Annotated in this window: 17 protein-coding genes; 3 read left to right on the top strand and 14 right to left on the bottom strand. The window is 60.0% G+C overall.

Features of this window, described 5'->3' with window-relative positions; all coding sequences use genetic code 11:
- Window positions 1-6: 6 nt before the first annotated feature.
- The 3 genes from ACMGF7_RS06620 to ACMGF7_RS06630 form a co-directional block, all read right to left on the bottom strand.
- On the bottom strand, window positions 7-621 hold the full coding sequence (locus ACMGF7_RS06620; protein ID WP_004934489.1) for an IMPACT family protein: 615 nt from the start codon (window positions 619-621) through the stop codon (window positions 7-9).
- Entirely contained in the window at window positions 621-1,952 is a 1,332-nt protein-coding gene (pepQ, locus tag ACMGF7_RS06625) for a Xaa-Pro dipeptidase (RefSeq protein WP_004934485.1), read from the bottom strand. Before pepQ ends, ACMGF7_RS06620 begins: the two co-directional genes overlap by 1 nt.
- A 112-nt stretch (window positions 1,953-2,064) precedes the next feature.
- The gene (locus ACMGF7_RS06630; RefSeq protein WP_197763973.1) at window positions 2,065-3,261 is read right to left on the bottom strand and encodes an MFS transporter; all 1,197 of its coding nucleotides are present in this window, start codon (window positions 3,259-3,261) and stop codon (window positions 2,065-2,067) included.
- A gap of 233 nt (window positions 3,262-3,494) precedes the next feature.
- Between ACMGF7_RS06630 and fadB the strand changes: the two genes are divergently transcribed.
- On the top strand, window positions 3,495-5,684 hold the full coding sequence (gene fadB / locus ACMGF7_RS06635; protein ID WP_033631522.1) for a fatty acid oxidation complex subunit alpha FadB: 2,190 nt from the start codon (window positions 3,495-3,497) through the stop codon (window positions 5,682-5,684).
- Window positions 5,685-5,694: 10 nt separating this feature from the next.
- A complete protein-coding gene (gene fadA / locus ACMGF7_RS06640; RefSeq protein ID WP_049241621.1) occupies window positions 5,695-6,858 on the top strand; it encodes an acetyl-CoA C-acyltransferase FadA in 1,164 nt (387 codons plus the stop codon).
- Between the two features lie 172 nt (window positions 6,859-7,030).
- Here fadA and fre read toward each other — a convergent pair whose 3' ends face one another.
- The 3 genes from fre to pepE all read right to left on the bottom strand — a co-directional run bounded on the left by fre (window position 7,031) and on the right by pepE (window position 10,091).
- A complete protein-coding gene (gene fre / locus ACMGF7_RS06645) occupies window positions 7,031-7,732 on the bottom strand; it encodes an NAD(P)H-flavin reductase (protein ID WP_004934474.1) in 702 nt (233 codons plus the stop codon).
- Window positions 7,733-7,782: 50 nt separating this feature from the next.
- Window positions 7,783-9,303 carry a 4-hydroxy-3-polyprenylbenzoate decarboxylase gene (gene ubiD, locus ACMGF7_RS06650; protein WP_015376309.1) on the bottom strand — a complete coding sequence of 507 codons (1,521 nt, stop codon included), beginning with the start codon at window positions 9,301-9,303 and terminating at the stop codon, window positions 7,783-7,785.
- A 62-nt stretch (window positions 9,304-9,365) separates the two neighbouring features.
- A complete protein-coding gene (gene pepE, locus ACMGF7_RS06655) occupies window positions 9,366-10,091 on the bottom strand; it encodes a dipeptidase PepE (RefSeq protein WP_420286400.1) in 726 nt (241 codons plus the stop codon).
- A 244-nt stretch (window positions 10,092-10,335) separates the two neighbouring features.
- Between pepE and rfaH the strand changes: the two genes are divergently transcribed.
- The gene (gene rfaH, locus ACMGF7_RS06660; RefSeq protein WP_004934466.1) at window positions 10,336-10,824 is read left to right on the top strand and encodes a transcription/translation regulatory transformer protein RfaH; all 489 of its coding nucleotides are present in this window, start codon (window positions 10,336-10,338) and stop codon (window positions 10,822-10,824) included.
- Between the two features lie 45 nt (window positions 10,825-10,869).
- Here rfaH and hemB read toward each other — a convergent pair whose 3' ends face one another.
- From hemB to ubiE, 8 genes are all read right to left on the bottom strand, one after another.
- Window positions 10,870-11,892 (bottom strand): porphobilinogen synthase, encoded by a 1,023-nt coding sequence (gene hemB / locus ACMGF7_RS06665; RefSeq protein WP_004934463.1) that lies wholly within the window; start codon window positions 11,890-11,892, stop codon window positions 10,870-10,872.
- A gap of 14 nt (window positions 11,893-11,906) precedes the next feature.
- The gene (tatD, locus tag ACMGF7_RS06670) at window positions 11,907-12,689 is read right to left on the bottom strand and encodes a 3'-5' ssDNA/RNA exonuclease TatD (protein ID WP_197799050.1); all 783 of its coding nucleotides are present in this window, start codon (window positions 12,687-12,689) and stop codon (window positions 11,907-11,909) included.
- A gap of 53 nt (window positions 12,690-12,742) precedes the next feature.
- Window positions 12,743-13,513 carry a Sec-independent protein translocase subunit TatC gene (tatC, locus tag ACMGF7_RS06675; RefSeq protein WP_004934456.1) on the bottom strand — a complete coding sequence of 257 codons (771 nt, stop codon included), beginning with the start codon at window positions 13,511-13,513 and terminating at the stop codon, window positions 12,743-12,745.
- A 3-nt stretch (window positions 13,514-13,516) separates the two neighbouring features.
- Complete coding sequence (gene tatB / locus ACMGF7_RS06680) at window positions 13,517-14,086, bottom strand: Sec-independent protein translocase protein TatB (protein ID WP_049241616.1); 570 nt, start codon at window positions 14,084-14,086, stop codon at window positions 13,517-13,519.
- A 3-nt stretch (window positions 14,087-14,089) separates the two neighbouring features.
- The gene (gene tatA, locus ACMGF7_RS06685; RefSeq protein WP_004934452.1) at window positions 14,090-14,353 is read right to left on the bottom strand and encodes a Sec-independent protein translocase subunit TatA; all 264 of its coding nucleotides are present in this window, start codon (window positions 14,351-14,353) and stop codon (window positions 14,090-14,092) included.
- An 80-nt stretch (window positions 14,354-14,433) separates the two neighbouring features.
- Window positions 14,434-16,065 (bottom strand): ubiquinone biosynthesis regulatory protein kinase UbiB, encoded by a 1,632-nt coding sequence (gene ubiB, locus ACMGF7_RS06690; RefSeq protein WP_004934451.1) that lies wholly within the window; start codon window positions 16,063-16,065, stop codon window positions 14,434-14,436.
- Window positions 16,062-16,670 carry a ubiquinone biosynthesis protein UbiJ gene (ubiJ, locus tag ACMGF7_RS06695; RefSeq protein WP_015376304.1) on the bottom strand — a complete coding sequence of 203 codons (609 nt, stop codon included), beginning with the start codon at window positions 16,668-16,670 and terminating at the stop codon, window positions 16,062-16,064. Before ubiJ ends, ubiB begins: the two co-directional genes overlap by 4 nt.
- A gap of 13 nt (window positions 16,671-16,683) precedes the next feature.
- Window positions 16,684-17,439, bottom strand: coding sequence for a bifunctional demethylmenaquinone methyltransferase/2-methoxy-6-polyprenyl-1,4-benzoquinol methylase UbiE (gene ubiE / locus ACMGF7_RS06700; RefSeq protein ID WP_004934443.1), 756 nt, complete (start codon window positions 17,437-17,439; stop codon window positions 16,684-16,686).
- Window positions 17,440-17,491 lie beyond the last annotated feature (52 nt).

Consider the following 17,491-nt stretch of genomic DNA (forward strand, 5'->3'; position numbering starts at 1 on the left):
GAGGAATTATTGCGAAATGGGGGTTAATTGCAAATTACCGCGACTGAGATCACGCAATTTATTCCCAAACAGTTCGACCTCGGTGGCCGGCAACGCCAGATGCAGCACGACGGCGGCGCCGTATTCGCCCTGCAGGATCCGACCTGCGGTTTGCTGCAGCAAGTTCTCCACCAACGCCAACTGCGCATAGTCGCACTGCAAGATATATTCGGCTTCCGGCACCTTTTGTGCCAACGCCAACTGCTTCAACGCCTGTTGAACACCGTTGCCATAGGCTTTCACCAGCCCGCCGGTGCCCAGCTTGACGCCGCCATAGTAACGAACGACCACGGCGGTCACTTCACCGATGCCGCTCCCCATCAGCTGCGCGAGGATCGGTTTGCCGGCGGTGCCCGACGGCTCTCCGTCGTCTGAGAACCCCAGTTGCTGCGAGTCATCGGGGCTGCCGGCGACGAAAGCCCAACAATGGTGTCGCGCCGCCGGATGCTCATCCCGCACCTGCTGAATAAACGCCTTTGCCGCTTCTACCCCGCTGGTCGGCGCCAGCAGGGTGATAAAACGGCTCTTCTTTATTTCTTCGGTAAAGCAGGTGGCTTCCGCCGGTATCGGGTAAGGCCGCATCAGGCCAGGTTCAGATCGCGCGTCATGTTCTCGATGCGCTTTTCGTGGATCACGATGTTGTCTTCGATACGGATGCCGCCATACGGCTTCAGCGCATCGATGCGATCCCAGGCGAAGTGCTGCTTGAATTCACCGCTGCGCCACGGTGCCAACAGAGACTCGATGAAGTACAGACCTGGCTCGATGGTCAACACCATGCCCGGCTGCAACACGCGGGTGCAACGCAGGAATGGATACTTGGACGGCGCCGGCAGATGGGTGCCTTGCTCGTCCTGCATAAAGCCGGCGGCGTCGTGCACCTGAAGGCCCAGCGGATGGCCCAGCCCGTGCGGCAGGAACGGCGTGGTAATACCCGTTTCAACCATCGCCTCTTCGCTGAGGCCGTTCACCAACTTGTGATTCTTGAGCAGCTTGGCGATGCGCTGATGCATTTGCACATGGTAGTCGGTATAGCGCACGCCGGGCTTGATGGTGTCGATCAGCGCCAGCTGTTCACCATTGAGATCTTTCACCAGGTGGGCGAACTCGCTGCCGCTTTGCGCCGCGTAGGTGCGGGTCAGATCGGCGGCATAGCCGTTATATTCCGCGCCGGCGTCGATAAGGAAACTCAGGGGTTCGGCCGGCGGCTGATGATCCAGCTTGGTGTAGTGCAGTACCGAAGCGTGTTCGTTCAGCGCTACGATGTTGTCGTAAGGCACGTCGGTATCGCGGTGGCCTGTCGCCGTCAGGTAGGCCAGGTTGATGTCGAACTCGCTCATACCGGAGAGGAACGCCTCATGCGCCGCACGATGGCCGGTTACCGCCGTCTTCTGCGCTTCGCGCATGCAGGCCAGCTCGTAGCCGGTTTTGATAGAACGGTGGAAATCCAGGTAGTTCAACACCGCTTTCGGGTTGATGTTTTCAGAAGAAATGCCGAGATCGCGTGCGCGCTGTTGCGCATAACCGATATAGCCCACGCGCTCGCGCTGCGGCGGAAGCTGCTGGGCGATGGCGTCGGCGTTGGCCAACGGCATCAATTCAAGGGATTTGGTCCAGAAACTGTCCGGCAGCGGCTCTACGCTGTGCCAGTAGTCGACCGGGGAGTAGAACCACAGCTTCGGTTTATTGACACCGTCGATCCACAACCAGCAGTTCGGCACCGACGTCACCGGCACCCAGGCTTTGAAATGCGCGTTCACTTTGAACGGATAGCTATGGTCGTCCAAAAATACCTTTTGCAGCTCACCGGAGTGAATCAGCAGCGCATCCAACTTGTTGCGCTCCAGCACTTCGCGCGCGCGTTTTTGCAGCTCTGCCAGGTGGTCGTTATACAAAGAAGCCAGCGTTTCCATCACAGTACCCTTATGCCTTAGCACGAAAGAAGTCATCTTAACACAGCGCTCCGGCGCACCAACCTCATCGCGTTGGGCATGCGGAGCAGCTCGCAATTCCCTGCAAATGCCGTTACATCCGCAGCTTAACCATTAACCAGCCGCCCAAACCGAGCAGCGCTATCGCCAGCGCCCACAGGCCATGGTGTTCCAACAACACCGCGCCAGCCGCGGCGACGCCCGCCAGACACTGCTGCAGAAAGCCACACAGCGCCATCGCATAAGCGCCGTACTCTTTGGCATCGCTGACGGCCATCGCCATGCTGTTGGGAAACAGCACCGCCTGGCCAAAAATGGTCAGGCAATACAGCGCGATGAACAGCGCCATACCGGAAAGGCCGGCCAGAATGCCGCTCCACCACAACAGCAGGATCGCCGCCGTCGCCAGAGCCACGATACCGCTGCCGGTTTGCATCAGTTTTTTCCCGCCGACACGCGCCACCGTGCGGTTCACTGTCAGCGCCCCGCTGAAGTAGGCGACGCCGATCACCAGCCCCAGGGCACCGAACGCCGTGACGTTGAGACCAAAACCCTGCTGCATGACGAACGGACTCACCTCCTGCAATGTCACCGTGGTGGCGAAGCCCAATCCGCCGACGCAGGCCGGCCAGAAGAACCCCGGCCGCCGCAGGATGGCAAAGTAGGTTGCCGCCATCGCCGGGCGCACGCCCCCTGCCCGTCCCGCCTCCAGCGGCAGCGTCGCCATCAGCGCCAGAATGATCAAACCGGTGGCGCCCATCAGGACGAAGCCCATCTGCCAGTGCGAATATTGGCTGAGCAGGCCGCCGATAAACTGCCCCCCGCCCAGCGCGGTGATGAAAGCGATGGAGAGCACCGACAGACGGCGCGCCAGCTCATCACCGCTCCAGTTATCCCGCACGATGATACGCGCAATGATCGCCGCACCACCGGCACCCACACCTTGCAGCGCACGCAGCGCCAGTAATTGGGTACCGTTGCTGCACAGCGCCAACAGTCCGCTGCTGCCAATGAAAAGCAGCAGGGAAAGCGTCAGCGGCGCTCGGCGGCCAAAGCGATCGGCGGCCGCGCCCCAGAACAACACCGGCAAGGCAGCGCCGATGACAAAGATCGAAATGGACAGCTCGGTGGCGCGCCGGCTCATCGCCAGCTCGCGCATCACCGTCGGCAGCGAAGGCAGATACACGGTCGTCGCCATCTGCGCCATAAACACCAACAGACACGCCAGCGTCATGGTTCTGGCGGGAATGCTCCATAAGCCGCTGCGTTTGGCACAAGCCGCCTTAGTCATGCCTTACCTCGTCTGAATGATCAATCGCTGCGAGCAAGTGTATGAGGGCCGACAAACTCCAGCAAATGCCGATAGCACATAAAATATAACTCCGTTTTAAATCAAAACACTAACTTGGTGAGATGTGATCAGACCAGCAAATATGCAATCTCTCATTTGCATATTTTTAACATAAAAACCACACTCCTCTTCATCTGGTCATACCAGATCATACGCTGATTCAGGAGATAGACATGCTCTACCAAGGCGAAACATTACAACTGCACTGGCTCGATAACGGCATTGCCGAGCTGGTGTTCAACGCATCAGGCTCGGTCAACAAGCTGGACACCCGCACCGTCGCCAGCCTGGGCGAGGCGCTCACCGTGCTGGAAAACCAGCCTGAGCTCAAGGGGCTGCTGCTGCGCTCCACCAAAGCCGCATTTATCGTCGGCGCCGATATCACCGAATTCCTTTCTCTGTTTGCCGCACCGGCTGAAAAGCTGCACGAGTGGCTGGTATTCGCCAACAACGTCTTTAACCGGCTGGAAGATTTGCCGGTACCGACCATTTCGGCCATTAACGGCTATGCGCTCGGCGGCGGTTGCGAATGCATTCTGGCGACCGATTTCCGCGTCGCCTCGCCGGACGCGCGCATCGGCCTGCCGGAAACCAAATTGGGCATCATGCCGGGCTTCGGCGGTTCCGTCCGTCTGCCACGCCTGCTGGGTAACGACAGCGCGCTGGAAATCATCGCCGCCGGCAAAGACGTCAGCGCCAAAGACGCGTTGAAAGTCGGCCTGGTCGATGCGGTAGTGGCGCCGGAAAAACTGGCCGAAGCGGCGCTCAACATGCTGCAACAGGCGATAGACGGCAAGCTGGACTGGCGCGCCGCGCGTCAACCTAAGCTGGAGCCGCTGAAACTCAGCCCGATTGAAGCGGCGATGAGCTTCACCACCGCCAAAGGCATGGTACTGCAGACCGCCGGTAAACATTACCCGGCGCCGATGACCGCGGTGAAGACCATTGAAGCCGCCGCCAAGCTGGGCCGCGATGAAGCGCTGAAACTGGAAACCGCCAGCTTCGTGCCGTTGGCCCGCTCCAACGAAGCGCGCGCGCTGGTCGGCATCTTCCTTAACGATCAGTTCGTGAAGGGCCAGGCGAAAAAGCTGGCCAAGAATGTGGATGCGCCAAAACAGGCGGCGGTGCTGGGCGCCGGCATCATGGGCGGCGGTATCGCTTACCAATCGGCGCTGAAAGGCGTACCGGTGATCATGAAGGACATCAGCGACAAGTCGCTGACGCTGGGCATGAGCGAAGCGGCCAAGCTGCTCAACAAGCAGCTGGAGCGCGGCAAGCTGGATGGCCTGAAAATGGCGCAGGTGCTGTCGACCATTCAGCCGACGCTGGACTATGCCGGCATCGAGCGCGCGCAGGTGATCGTTGAGGCGGTCGTCGAGAATCCGAAGGTGAAAGCCGCCGTGCTGTCGGAAGTGGAAGGCCTGATCGGTGAAGACACCGTTCTGGCGTCGAACACCTCGACCATTCCGATTAATCACCTGGCAAAATCGCTGAAGCGCCCGCAAAACTTCTGCGGCATGCACTTCTTTAACCCGGTGCACCGCATGCCGCTGGTTGAAATCATCCGCGGCGAACAGACCAGCGATGACACCATCGCCAAAGTGGTGGCCTACGCCAGCCGCATGGGCAAAACGCCGATCGTGGTGAACGATTGCCCGGGCTTCTTCGTCAACCGCGTGCTGTTCCCGTACTTCGCCGGCTTCAGCCTGCTGCTGCGCGACGGCGCCGACTTCCGTCAAATCGATAAAGTGATGGAAAAACAGTTCGGCTGGCCGATGGGCCCGGCCTACCTGCTCGACGTCGTGGGCATCGACACCGCGCACCACGCGCAGGCCGTGATGGCCGCCGGCTTCCCGGATCGCATGAGCAAAGACTACCGCGACGCCATTGACGTGATGTTCGACAACCAGCGCTTCGGTCAGAAAAATCAACTGGGCTTCTACCGCTACAGCCAGGACAGCAAAGGCAAACCGCGCAAGGACAACGATGAGCAGACCGATGCGCTGCTGGCCGAAGTGAGCCAACCGCGCCAGACCATCAGCGACGAAGAAATCATCGCGCGCATGATGATCCCGATGATCAACGAAGTGGTGCGTTGCCTGGAAGAAAAGATCGTCGCCAGCCCGGCCGAAGCCGATATGGCGTTGGTCTACGGCATCGGTTTCCCTCCGTTCCACGGCGGCGCGTTCCGCTACCTGGATACGCTCGGCACCGCCAACTACGTTGAGCTGGCCCAGCGTTACGCACACCTCGGCGCCCTGTACCAGGTGCCGGCCGGTCTGCGCGCCAAGGCCGAACGCAATGAAAGCTACTACCCGGTGGCGACACCGCTGTCCGACGTCGCTACCCGCCAACCGGCATGAGGTCATAAAGATGGAAAACGTAGTTATTGTTGATGCCGTACGCACGCCGATGGGCCGCTCCAAGGGCGGTGCCTTCCGCCAGGTACGCGCCGAAGATCTCTCCGCTCACCTGATGCGTGAAGTGCTGAGCCGCAACCCGGCGCTGGACGCCGCCGAGATTGATGACATTTACTGGGGCTGCGTGCAGCAGACGCTGGAACAAGGCTTCAACATCGCCCGCAACGCCGCGCTGCTGGCCGAGATCCCGCACCGCGTGCCGGCGGTGACCGTCAACCGCCTGTGCGGTTCTTCGATGCAGGCGCTGCACGACGCGGCGCGCGCCATCATGGTGGGCGACGCGCACGTCAGCCTGATTGGCGGCGTGGAACACATGGGCCATGTGCCGATGAATCACGGCGTGGATTTCCATCCGGGCCTGAGCCGCAGCGTGGCCAAAGCCGCCGGGATGATGGGGCTGACCGCCGAAATGCTGGCCAAGATGCACAACATCAGTCGCCAGATGCAGGATGAGTTCGCCGCGCGCTCCCACCAGCGCGCGCATGCGGCGACGCTGGCCGGTTACTTTAAAAACGAGATCATACCGACCAACGGCCACGACGCCGACGGCGTGCTGACCCGTTACGATTTCGATGAAGTCATTCGCCCGGAGACCACCGTCGAAAGCCTGTCGGCCCTGCGCCCGGCGTTCGATCCGGTCAACGGCACCGTCACCGCCGGCAGCTCCTCCGCCCTGTCGGACGGCGCTTCCGCCATGCTGCTGATGAGCGAATCGCGCGCCAAAGCGCTCGGTTTGAAGGCCCGCGCCCGCATCCGCTCGATGGCGGTCGTCGGCTGCGATCCGTCCATCATGGGCTACGGCCCGGTGCCGGCCAGCAAGCTGGCGCTGAAACGTGCCGGTCTGAGCGTGCAGGACATCGATCTGTTCGAGCTGAACGAAGCGTTCGCCGCCCAGTCGCTGCCGTGCATCAAGGATCTGGGGCTGATGGACAGCCTCGACGACAAGATCAACCTGAACGGCGGCGCCATCGCGCTCGGCCACCCGCTGGGGTGTTCAGGCTCCCGCATCTCGACCACCCTGTTGAACAACATGGAACGTCGCGACGCGCAGTTCGGCCTGGCGACCATGTGCATCGGCCTGGGCCAGGGCATCGCCACCGTCTTTGAACGCGTTTAGCTGTGTCTATCTTGGGATGACCGCGTTACCACTTCAAATCGCGGCATCCCGCCAAGTTTAGTTGCCGTTCTTCCCGCCTGTCAGGGGCGGGTTTTTTATGCCTGAAGTTTGCCGACGCCCAAATAAAAACGGGGCGACCCTCGGCCACCCCGTTCACCGCGCATCACATCGGTCAGATAAACGAAAACGCGTCGCCAAACATATGCGCTTCCAGCGCGCCGCGCTCGGCGCAGAAACGCTCGCGGGCGATTTTCGCCATCTCGAAACGCCCGGCGATGTAAATGTCATGCTCCGCCAGCGTGCCGAAATCCTGCAGCACCGCGCTAAGCACGGTGCCGCTGCGGCCACGCCATTCAGCCTCCGGCTGCTCGACCACCGGGATCACCTTCAGATTCGGATGCTGCAACGACAGCGCTTCCAGCTCACTCAAATCGTACAGGTGCTTCAGCTCACGCCCGCCCCAGTAGATTGAAATGTCGCGATCGGGTTGCTGCTCCAGCGCGGTCAACAGGATTGAACGCGCGTAAGAGAAACCGGTGCCGCCGGCGATCAGCACCAGCGGACGGCTGCCCTCTTCCCGCAGCCAGGCGTCGCCATGCGGCACGTCAACGGTGATCGCCTGCTCTTTCAGGATGCGATCCATCACCGCCATGGCGTACAGATTCAGCTCAGAAGCGCCGATATGCAGCTCGATGTAATCTTGCTGCGTCGGGGTTGATGCCAGTGAGAACGGGCGCTTGTCGCGCTCATCCATCACCACCATCAGATATTGCCCTGCCTTGAAAGAAAACGGCTGTTCGGGCACCAGACGTACCCGATAAACCGTATCGGTAATGGCCTCTACCGAGGTCACTTTACAGCTCAATATTGTCATGCGTTCCCTCTGTCGGGTCATCAATGCAAAGCTGAGAACAGGGCCTGACACTATAACGTCGGTTCCCTGTCACTGAAGATTGCGAGCTCATCCCAGATTTCGTCGACGCGCGCACGTACCTTTTCATCCATCTGAATCGGACGGCCCCATTCGCGATCGGTTTCACCCGGCCATTTATTGGTGGCGTCCAGCCCCATCTTCGAACCCAGGCCGGAAACCGGCGAGGCGAAGTCCAGATAGTCGATCGGCGTATTCTCCACCAGAACGGTATCCCTTGCCGGATCCATTCGTGTGGTGATCGCCCAAATCACGTCGTTCCAGTCGCGCGCATTGACGTCATCATCACAGACGATAACAAATTTGGTGTACATAAACTGCCGCAGGAACGACCAGACGCCCATCATCACGCGTTTAGCGTGGCCGGCGTACTGTTTTTTCATGGTCACTACCGCCAGGCGGTACGAGCACCCTTCCGGCGGCAGATAGAAATCGACGATTTCCGGGAACTGCTTTTGCAGGATCGGCACGAACACTTCATTCAGCGCCACGCCCAGGATCGCCGGCTCATCCGGCGGGCGGCCGGTGTAGGTCGAGTGGTAGATCGCGTTGCGGCGCTGGGTGATGTGGGTAACGGTGAACACCGGGAACTGGTCGATTTCATTGTAGTAACCGGTGTGGTCGCCGTAGGGGCCTTCCGGCGCCATTTCACCCGGCTCGATATAGCCTTCAAGCACGATTTCGGCGCTGGCGGGCACTTCCAGATCGTTGGAAAGGCACTTGACCACTTCGGTTTTGTTGCCGCGCAGCAGCCCGGCAAAGGCGTATTCAGACAGGGTATCCGGCACCGGCGTGACCGCACCGAGGATGGTAGCGGGATCGGCGCCCAGCGCCACCGCGACCGGGAAACGCTCGCCCGGGTGCGCCTGGCACCACTCCTGATAATCCAGCGCGCCGCCGCGATGCGACAGCCAGCGCATGATCACTTTGTTCTTGCCCAGCACCTGCTGGCGATAGATGCCGAGGTTTTGCCGTTCCTTATGCGGGCCGCGGGTCACCGTCAGCCCCCAGGTGATCAGCGGCGCAGCGTCTTCCGGCCAGCAGTGCATCACCGGAATACGGCTGAGATCGACATCGTCACCCTGCCATACCTGCTCCTGACAAGGCGCGGATCCCAGCACCTTGGTCGGCATGTTCAGCACCTGCTTGAACTTTGGCATTTTGTCGAACAGATCGCGGAAGCCTTTCGGCGGCTCCGGTTCTTTGAGGAACGCCAGCAGTTTGCCGACTTCGCGCAGCGCGCTGATGTCTTCCTGCCCCATGCCCATCGCCACGCGATTGGCGGTGCCGAACAGGTTACAGAGCACCGGCATGTCATACCCTTTCGGGTTTTCAAACAGCAGTGCAGGACCGCCCGCTCGCAGGGTGCGATCGGCAATCTCCGTCATTTCCAGGTAAGGATCGATCGGCTGGCTGATGCGTTTTAGTTCCCCTCTCTTCTCCAGCAACGAGAGGAAATCGCGTAAGTCACGGTATTTCATGCTGATCATTATAACGGCCAGTGGGGAGGGCATTATAAGCCCTCTTCACGGTTGTTGCTGCAATTTTGTTAACGCCGCCCGCCGCCGGGTGGCCCTCAGCCGCAGTTGAACGGCACCAGCGCAGCCAGCGCGCGCGTATCCTGATATTCACGCGTCTCCTCACCGTGGCGGAACACCTTGAAGCCCTGCCCGTTAGCGCTGAAGTAACGCAGCGCATTGCCTTCAACGTGCAGCAGGCTACCTTCACGCAGCGCCACCACCGACTCGCTTGGATTGACCGCGCAGAACTCCGCCAGGCGCTCGTCACGGGTTTCGCCCATGTGGCCGCTGATATGTGCGTCGATGTAGTGCGGGTTGATCTGCACCGGGAACAGCCCCAGCGCCGGCAGCACCACGCTGCAGCGCACCGGCATGTCATTGGTGGTGCGAATGCTCGGCGTGGCCACGTTGCAACCGGCGCTCCAGCCGACGTAAGGCACTTCACGCTCGCGCACCACGCGCTGGATGGGCACGATCAGGCCTTGTTCGTGCAGCATTTGGTTCAGCAACCAGGTATTGCCGCCGCTGACCAAAATGCACTCCGCCTGCGCGATCGCCGCCGCCGGCGAAGCCGCGTGATGGATGCTGGTGACTTCAATGCCCAGCGTTTGCGCCAGCTCCTGCGCACGCTGGTCGTAGTCGTAACGGATCAGGGCGTAAGGGATAAAGACGGCGGATTTGATGCCGCGACGCGCAATCATCGCCAGCAGTTGGCTTTTGGCGTACCCCAGCAGCTCGGCTTCGCCAGACAGCTTGCCGTTGCTCAACAGAAACAGCTCCATTTCTTTCCCTCTCGGTCAAAACGATGAATAGCGTCACAGCCGGCGGCGCAGCGCCTGCCATACTGTGACGGTAACAAATTTTTAGCCCTCTGTTATACCAGCACCGTATCGATAAGTGTGTGACCCCTCGCTAATAGCCGCAGATTCATAGAGATAGGTGATGTTACACACTGAAACTTGCATCACTATGTATCCGGAATAGCTTTTGATATGCTTACCGGCTGGCAGAAAGGCATGTGAAATTATGGAATCCTGGTATCTACTTTATTGCAAACGCGGTCAGCTGTTGCGGGCGCAGGAACATCTGGAGCGGCAGCAGGTAAACTGCCTCAGCCCGATCATCACGCTGGAAAAGATCGTGCGTGGTAAGCGTATCGCGGTCAGCGAACCCCTGTTTCCCAACTATCTGTTTGTGGAGTTCGATCCGGAGCGCATTCACACCACCACCATCAGCGCCACCCGTGGCGTCAGCCACTTCGTGCGTTTCGGCGCGTTGCCGAGCGTCATCCCGAGCAAGGTGATCGATGAGCTGCGCACGCACGCCAGCGAAACCTATGTCGATCCGGAAACCCCACAGCCAGGGGATACCGTTCTGATCGTCGACGGCGTGTTCGAAGGGCTGCAGGCGATCTACACCGAACCGGACGGCGAGGCGCGTTCCATGTTGTTGCTGAACCTGATCAACAAGCAGGTCAGTCAAAGCATCGACAACCGACAGTTCCAGAAGATGTAATGCAAAAGGCGCCCTCAGGCGCCTTTTTGTTGGCTCATTTTGCGCTTAGCGACGCATCGCATCGTCGTGCAGCCACTGCGCGACACGCTTGGCGAAGTAGGTCAGCACGCCGTCGGCGCCGGCGCGTTTGAAGCACATCAACGATTCCATCACCGCAGGTTGCTCCTGCAGCCAGCCGTTCTGAATCGCCGCCATATGCATGGCGTACTCGCCGGACACCTGATAAGCGAAGGTTGGCACACCGAAGGTATCCTTCACGCGGCGCACGACGTCGAGGTACGGCATGCCCGGTTTCACCATCACCATGTCCGCACCTTCCTGCAGATCCTGCGCAATCTCCTGCAGCGCTTCGTCGCTGTTGGCCGGATCCATCTGATAGGTCTTCTTGTTGCCGCCCTTCAGGTTGCCGCTGGAGCCCAACGCATCGCGGAACGGGCCGTAGTAGCAGGAAGCATACTTGGCGGAGTAGGCCATGATTTGGGTATTCACCAGGCCCTGCAATTCCAGACGATCGCGGATCGCCCCGATGCGGCCGTCCATCATGTCGCTCGGTGCCACGATTTCCGCGCCCGCTTCGGCATGGGACAGCGCCTGACGCACCAGAATGTCTTTGGTCACGTCGTTAATCACATAACCCTGCTCATCGATCACCCCGTCCTGCCCATGCGTGGTGTAGGGATCGAGCGCCACGTCGGTCAGAATGCCCAGTTCAGGCACCGCGTCTTTCAGCGCGCGCACCGTGCGCTGTACCAACCCTTCCGGGTTATAGGCTTCTTCCGCATGCAGCGATTTCAGGCTCGGTTCGATCACCGGGAACAGGGAAATCACCGGCACGCCAAGTTTGGCGATGGTTTCCGCTTCCTTCACCAGCAGATCGATCGTCATGCGCGATACGCCCGGCATCGAGGCCACTTCTTCCTGGCGGTTGCTGCCTTCCATGACAAACACCGGATAAATCAGGTCGTTGACCGTCAGTTGATTCTCGGCCACCAGGCGGCGGCTGAAGTCGTGACGGCGCACGCGGCGCATACGGCGACCAGGGAAGGTGCCCGGAAATGCATAGCTCATAGTTTTCTCCTAGCTCAAACCAGCCGGAATAGCCGGCGGGCGTTCTCATCGGTTTTTTGCCCCAGCCATTGCGGCTCTTCCTGCCGCCAGACGGCGACCTGATGCACGATATGGGGCAGGAAACAGGGTTCGTTGCGGCGAGATGCGGGTTTAGGCTGTAAATCCCGGGGCAACAGATAAGGGGCGTCCGTTTCCAGCAGCAGACGCTCGGCCGGGATCTGCGGCAACAGGGCACGCAATTCCAGGCCGCGCCGCTCGTCGCAGACCCAACCGGTAATCCCGATCGACAGGCCCAACGACAGGCAGCTTGTTAATTCTTCGGCGGTGCCGGTGAAGCAGTGCACCACGGCCGCGGGCAGTTTATCCAACCACGGCGTCAGTAGCTCGGCAAAACGTGCGTGTGCGTCGCGGCAATGAAGAAACACCGGCAGCGCCAACTCCGCCGCCAGCGCCAGCTGCGCGGTGAACGCCGCTTCCTGCTGTACGGGCGTCGAGAAGTTGCGATTAAAATCCAGGCCGCATTCGCCGATCGCCGCCACTTCAGGGCGTGCGGCTAACGCATAAATCTGCTCGGCAGTGTGTTCATCCCAACCGCTGGCGTAATGCGGATGCACACCGGCGGTAGACCAACCGTAGCCCGCATGTTGCTGCGCCAATTCCGCCGCTTCGCGGCTCTCCGGCAGATCGGTGCCGGTAATCAACATCCCGGTAACGCCCGCGGCACGGGCGCGTTCCACCACCGCCTGGCGGTCTTTGGCGAATTGGCTGCTGGTGAGATTAACGCCGATATCAAACATGATTTTTTCCAAAGCAAAAGCCGCCCAATGGGCGGCTTCGCAATCAAGATGGATCAGGGAGCTGGCGGTTCGTCACCCTCGTCTTCTTCTTCCGCCTGCGGACGACGTTTGCCGGTATAGAAGCGGGCGAAGAACACCCCCACTTCAAACAGCAGATACATCGGTATTGCCAACAGGGTTTGCGAGAACACGTCCGGCGGCGTCAACAGCATGCCGACCACAAACGCGCCAACCAACACATACGGCCGTTTCTTCTTCAGATCTTCCGGCGAGGTGACGCCACTCCAGCACAGCAGAATGATGGCGACCGGCACTTCGAAAGCAACGCCGAACGCCATAAACAGCGCCATGACGAAATCGAGGTAGTTTTTGATGTCGGTGGCAATGGTCACCCCCATCGGCGCGGTCTTGGCAAAGAAGCCGAAGGCCAGCGGGAACACGATGAAGTAGGCGAAAGCCATGCCGAGGTAGAACAGCAGGCTGCTGGACACCAGCAGCGGCATCATCAAGCGGCGTTCATGCTTGTACAGCGCCGGCGCGATGAATGCCCACACCTGATACAAAATCATCGGTGCGGAGACGAACACCGAGACGATCATGGTCAATTTGATCGGCGTAAAGAACGGTGACGCCACGTCGGTAGCGATCATGCTCGCCCCGGCCGGCAGCTGCTTGAGCAGCGGCGCAGAGACCAACTGGTAGATGTCGTTGGCGAAAAACACCAGCACCACGAACACCGCCAGCACGCAAATAATCGAGTTAAGCAGCCGCTTGCGCAGCTCTATCAGATGACTGATAAGGGGTTGGGTATCTTCAACAGCCATGTATTAACGATCGCCACTAGGTTGGTGAGACGCTGGGGTTTTATCCGCAACAGGTTCGACAGGTGCCGGCGCGGTTTCCGCCGGCGCCTTAGCCGGTTGCGCCGCCACCGGCGGTGCTGGTGACACGGGCGCGACGGCTTCAGATTCCGCTGCCGGTTTTGGCGCGGCGGCGGGCGCACTGGCGCGGGTTGCCGCTTCCGCCGGCGTCACGCCGTCGTGCAAGGCTTCCGGATCGGTGATCTGCGGGTTATGAATGGTGTTCGCCAGCTCTTCTTTCTCGCCCTGGTAGGTGCGTTTCAATGATTCCGCCGCGTCTTTCAGCTCATCCATCGACGCCTTCAGTTCCGGCGTCAGGTTCTGCAGGCCGGCCTGTTCCGCTTTTTTCAGGCTGTCCTGCAGCTCCTGCAGCTTCAGCTCCTGAGACAGTTCGTGCTGCACCGAGGCCGCCAGCGAGCGCAGCGCGCGGATCCAGCCCGATACCGTTCTGACCGCGACCGGCAAGCGTTCCGGCCCCAGAACAACCAGGCCGATCACCAGCACCAGCAGCAGCTCACTAAACCCAATGTCAAACACGGTTTATACCTGCTCTTTGTTCTTCGACTCTTCCGGTTTCACTTCCGGCTGCTTATCGGTAATAGGCTTGGCCGAGAAGTCAGCGTCATCCAGGCTGCTTTTCTCAGCCGTGTTGGGGGTCGACGGCGTATCGTCGCCGATCGCCTTCTTGAAGCCCTTGATCGAGGCGCCGAGATCGGAGCCCAGCGTGCGCAGTTTTTTGGTACCGAACAACAGCACCACGATCACTGCGATGATCAACAATTGCGTAATACTAATACCGCCCATTTTAATTACCTCTAATTTTAAAGGGTCTTTTAAAGCCAGCCCGCATTATAGAGCCGACTTTACCAGAGTAACGAATTAAATCAGGTGGTTCGCTTCCAGCCAATCACCCAGCATACGATGCCGGCGGCCATCATCCAGGCGGGAAACACCTCGATTTGCCCCAGCAGCAACAGCGTGCCGCTTACCAACAGTGTAGCGCCAACGCCGAACAAATAACGTGACTGCCCCTGACGAACCCGCTGAGCCTGCATCTGGTTGGTCAGCTTATCAACGCTTTGTTGCAACAGTTTATGCTGCTGCAAGCTGTCGTAAAACAGCTCGGGCAGTTCCGGCAGCTTCTCCGCCCAGAACGGCGCTTTCTCTTTCAGCGCACGCACCACGGCGGGAATGCCGACCTGATCGCGCAGCCAGCTCTCGAGGAACGGCTTGGCGGTGGTCCACAGATCCAGCTGCGGATAGAGCTGACGCCCCAGTCCTTCAACATACAGCAAGGTCTTCTGCAATAACACCAGCTGCGGCTGCACTTCCATATTGAAGCGTCGCGCGGTGTTGAACAGGTTCAGCAGCACGTTGCCGAAGGAAATCTCCGCCAGCGGCTTCTCGAAAATCGGCTCGCACACGGTGCGGATGGCGAATTCGAAGTCTTCCACGTTGGTGTCGCGCGGCACCCACCCGGAGTCGACGTGCAGTTCCGCCACCTTGCGGTAATCGCGGTTGAAGAAGGCGATGAAGTTTTCCGCCAGGTAGCGTTTATCATCCTTGTTCAGCGAACCGACGATGCCGCAGTCGATGCCAATGTAGCAAGGATCTTCCGGATGTTCGTAGCTGACGAAAATATTACCGGGATGCATGTCCGCATGGAAGAAGCTGTCGCGGAAGACCTGGGTAAAGAACACCTGGACGCCACGTTCCGCCAACAGTTTCATGTTGGTGCCCTGCTGTTCCAGCGTGGCGATGTCCGAGACCGGAATGCCGTAAATGCGCTCCATCACCAATACGCTTTCGCGGCAGTAGTCGGAATAAACTTCCGGTACGTACAGCATTGGGCTGCCGTCGAAATTGCGGCGCAGCTGAATGGCGTTAGCCGCTTCGCGCAGCAGGTTCAATTCGTCCAGTAGAGTTTTCTCATACTCGCGTACCACTTCGCGCGGGCGCAGACGGCGGCCGTCCGGCAACAGCTTCGGCACCCAGCCTGCCAACCGGTACATCAGACGCACGTCGGCCTTGATGATCGGCCCGATATCCGGCCGGATCACCTTCAGCACCACTTCCTGGCCGGTGGTTTTCAACCGCGCGGTATGCACCTGCGCGATCGAGGCAGAGGCCAGCGGCTGCTGATCGAAGTCATCGAACCAGGTCTCCAGCGGGCCGCCCATCGCCAGCTCGATATGCTTACGCGCCAACGCGCCATCGAAAGGTGCCACCCGATCCTGCAGCAGCGTCAGCTGATCGGCAATGTGCGGCGGAAACAGATCGCGACGGGTCGACATCATTTGGCCGAACTTGATCCAGACCGGCCCCAATTCCTGCAGCGCCAGCCGCAGACGTTCACCCAGCGGTTTATCCTTGTGCCGATTCGGCATCCAGAACAGCAGCCGGCGGCCAAAGCGCAGCGGCAGCGTCAACCGCATTTTAGGGATCAGCTCATCCAGCCCATAGCTGAGAAAAACGCGGACGATAAAATACAAACGGCGCAGTTCGCCTGGGGTCATCGCTTGCCCTCCAACTTGTCCATACGGGCAATCAGCGCTTCCGCGCTGCGGGCGAGTGCGTCAACTTCTTCGTTGAACCACACCACTTCCAGCGGCCCCGGCGCCAGGCGCCACTCTTCTGTCAACGCCTCAGCCATGTCTTGCTGCCGGCGCATAAAGCCGGCTTTCAGCAGCGAGGCGCCTTTTCCCAGCGCCTGTGTAATGCCTTGGGCGGCGATATCGCCGATGTAGGGCGCCAGCCACTCCGCCGGATCCCACTCCGCCAGATCGAGCAGGCCAACCAGCTGTTGCACCACCTGAATATCGCCTTCCACCGTCAATTCGCCGCTGCGCATCAGCACCGGCAACTGCTGGCGATCGCGCAGCTTCAGCAAGGAGGGAATGCGGCTACGCACGGTGCAATCGGCGCTGTCTTCAGACTGCCCCAGCACATCCACGCGCAGTTCGCTGAACACCAGCACCAGCGGCGAAGCCAACTCTTCCAGTTCGATGCGCAGCACCTTGCCCGCCAGGCGTTGGCGGGCGGCTTTCATGCTGCGATCGCGAAACAGCAGGTTGTTCAGCGAGGTTTCCAGCGCGCCGGTCAGCAGAGGGGTAAACAGCATCGGCATCTCCCTCTCAGAACTTGAAGCCGCGATGCAGGGCGACAATCCCACCGGTCAGGTTGAAATAGGTGACGTTTTCAAAACCGGCGTTGCCCATCATGCCCTTCAGGGTTTCCTGATCGGGGTGCATGCGGATCGATTCCGCCAGGTAGCGGTAGCTGTCCGGATCTTTCACCACCAGCTCGCCGATCTTCGGCAGCACGTGGAAAGAGTAGGCGTCATAGGCTTTGCTCAGCGGCGCCAGCAGCGGCTTGGAGAATTCCAGCACCAGCAGACGGCCGCCCGGCTTCAGCACGCGGAACATCGAGCGCAGCGCTTTGTCTTTGTCGGTGACGTTACGCAGGCCAAAGGAGATGGTGATGCAATCGAAGTAATTGTCCGGGAACGGCAGCGCTTCGGCGTTGGCCTGCACGTAATTGATGTTGCCGACGATGCCGCGATCGCGCAGCTTCTCGCGCCCCATCTTGAGCATCGAATCGTTGATGTCCGCCAGCACCACCTGCCCCTGCTCGCCCACCATGCGGGAGAACTTGGCGGCCAGGTCGCCGGTACCGCCGGCCAGATCCAGCACGCGCTGCCCGCGGCGCACGCCGCTGCAGTCAATGGTGAAACGCTTCCAGATACGGTGAATACCGAACGACATCAGGTCGTTCATCACGTCATACTTTGCCGCTACCGAATGGAAAACGTCCGCCACCATGGCCTGTTTTTCGTCTCTAGCGACGGTGCGAAAACCGAAATCGGTGGTTTCCTGCGATTGATCTGCCATTGTCCTGCCTGCTATTCAGTCAATTTTGTGTGGATGAGTGTACCAGAAGCCC

This window comes from Serratia sp. BNK-17, assembly GCF_048684935.1.
GTDB classification, from domain to species: domain Bacteria; phylum Pseudomonadota; class Gammaproteobacteria; order Enterobacterales; family Enterobacteriaceae; genus Serratia; species Serratia nematodiphila.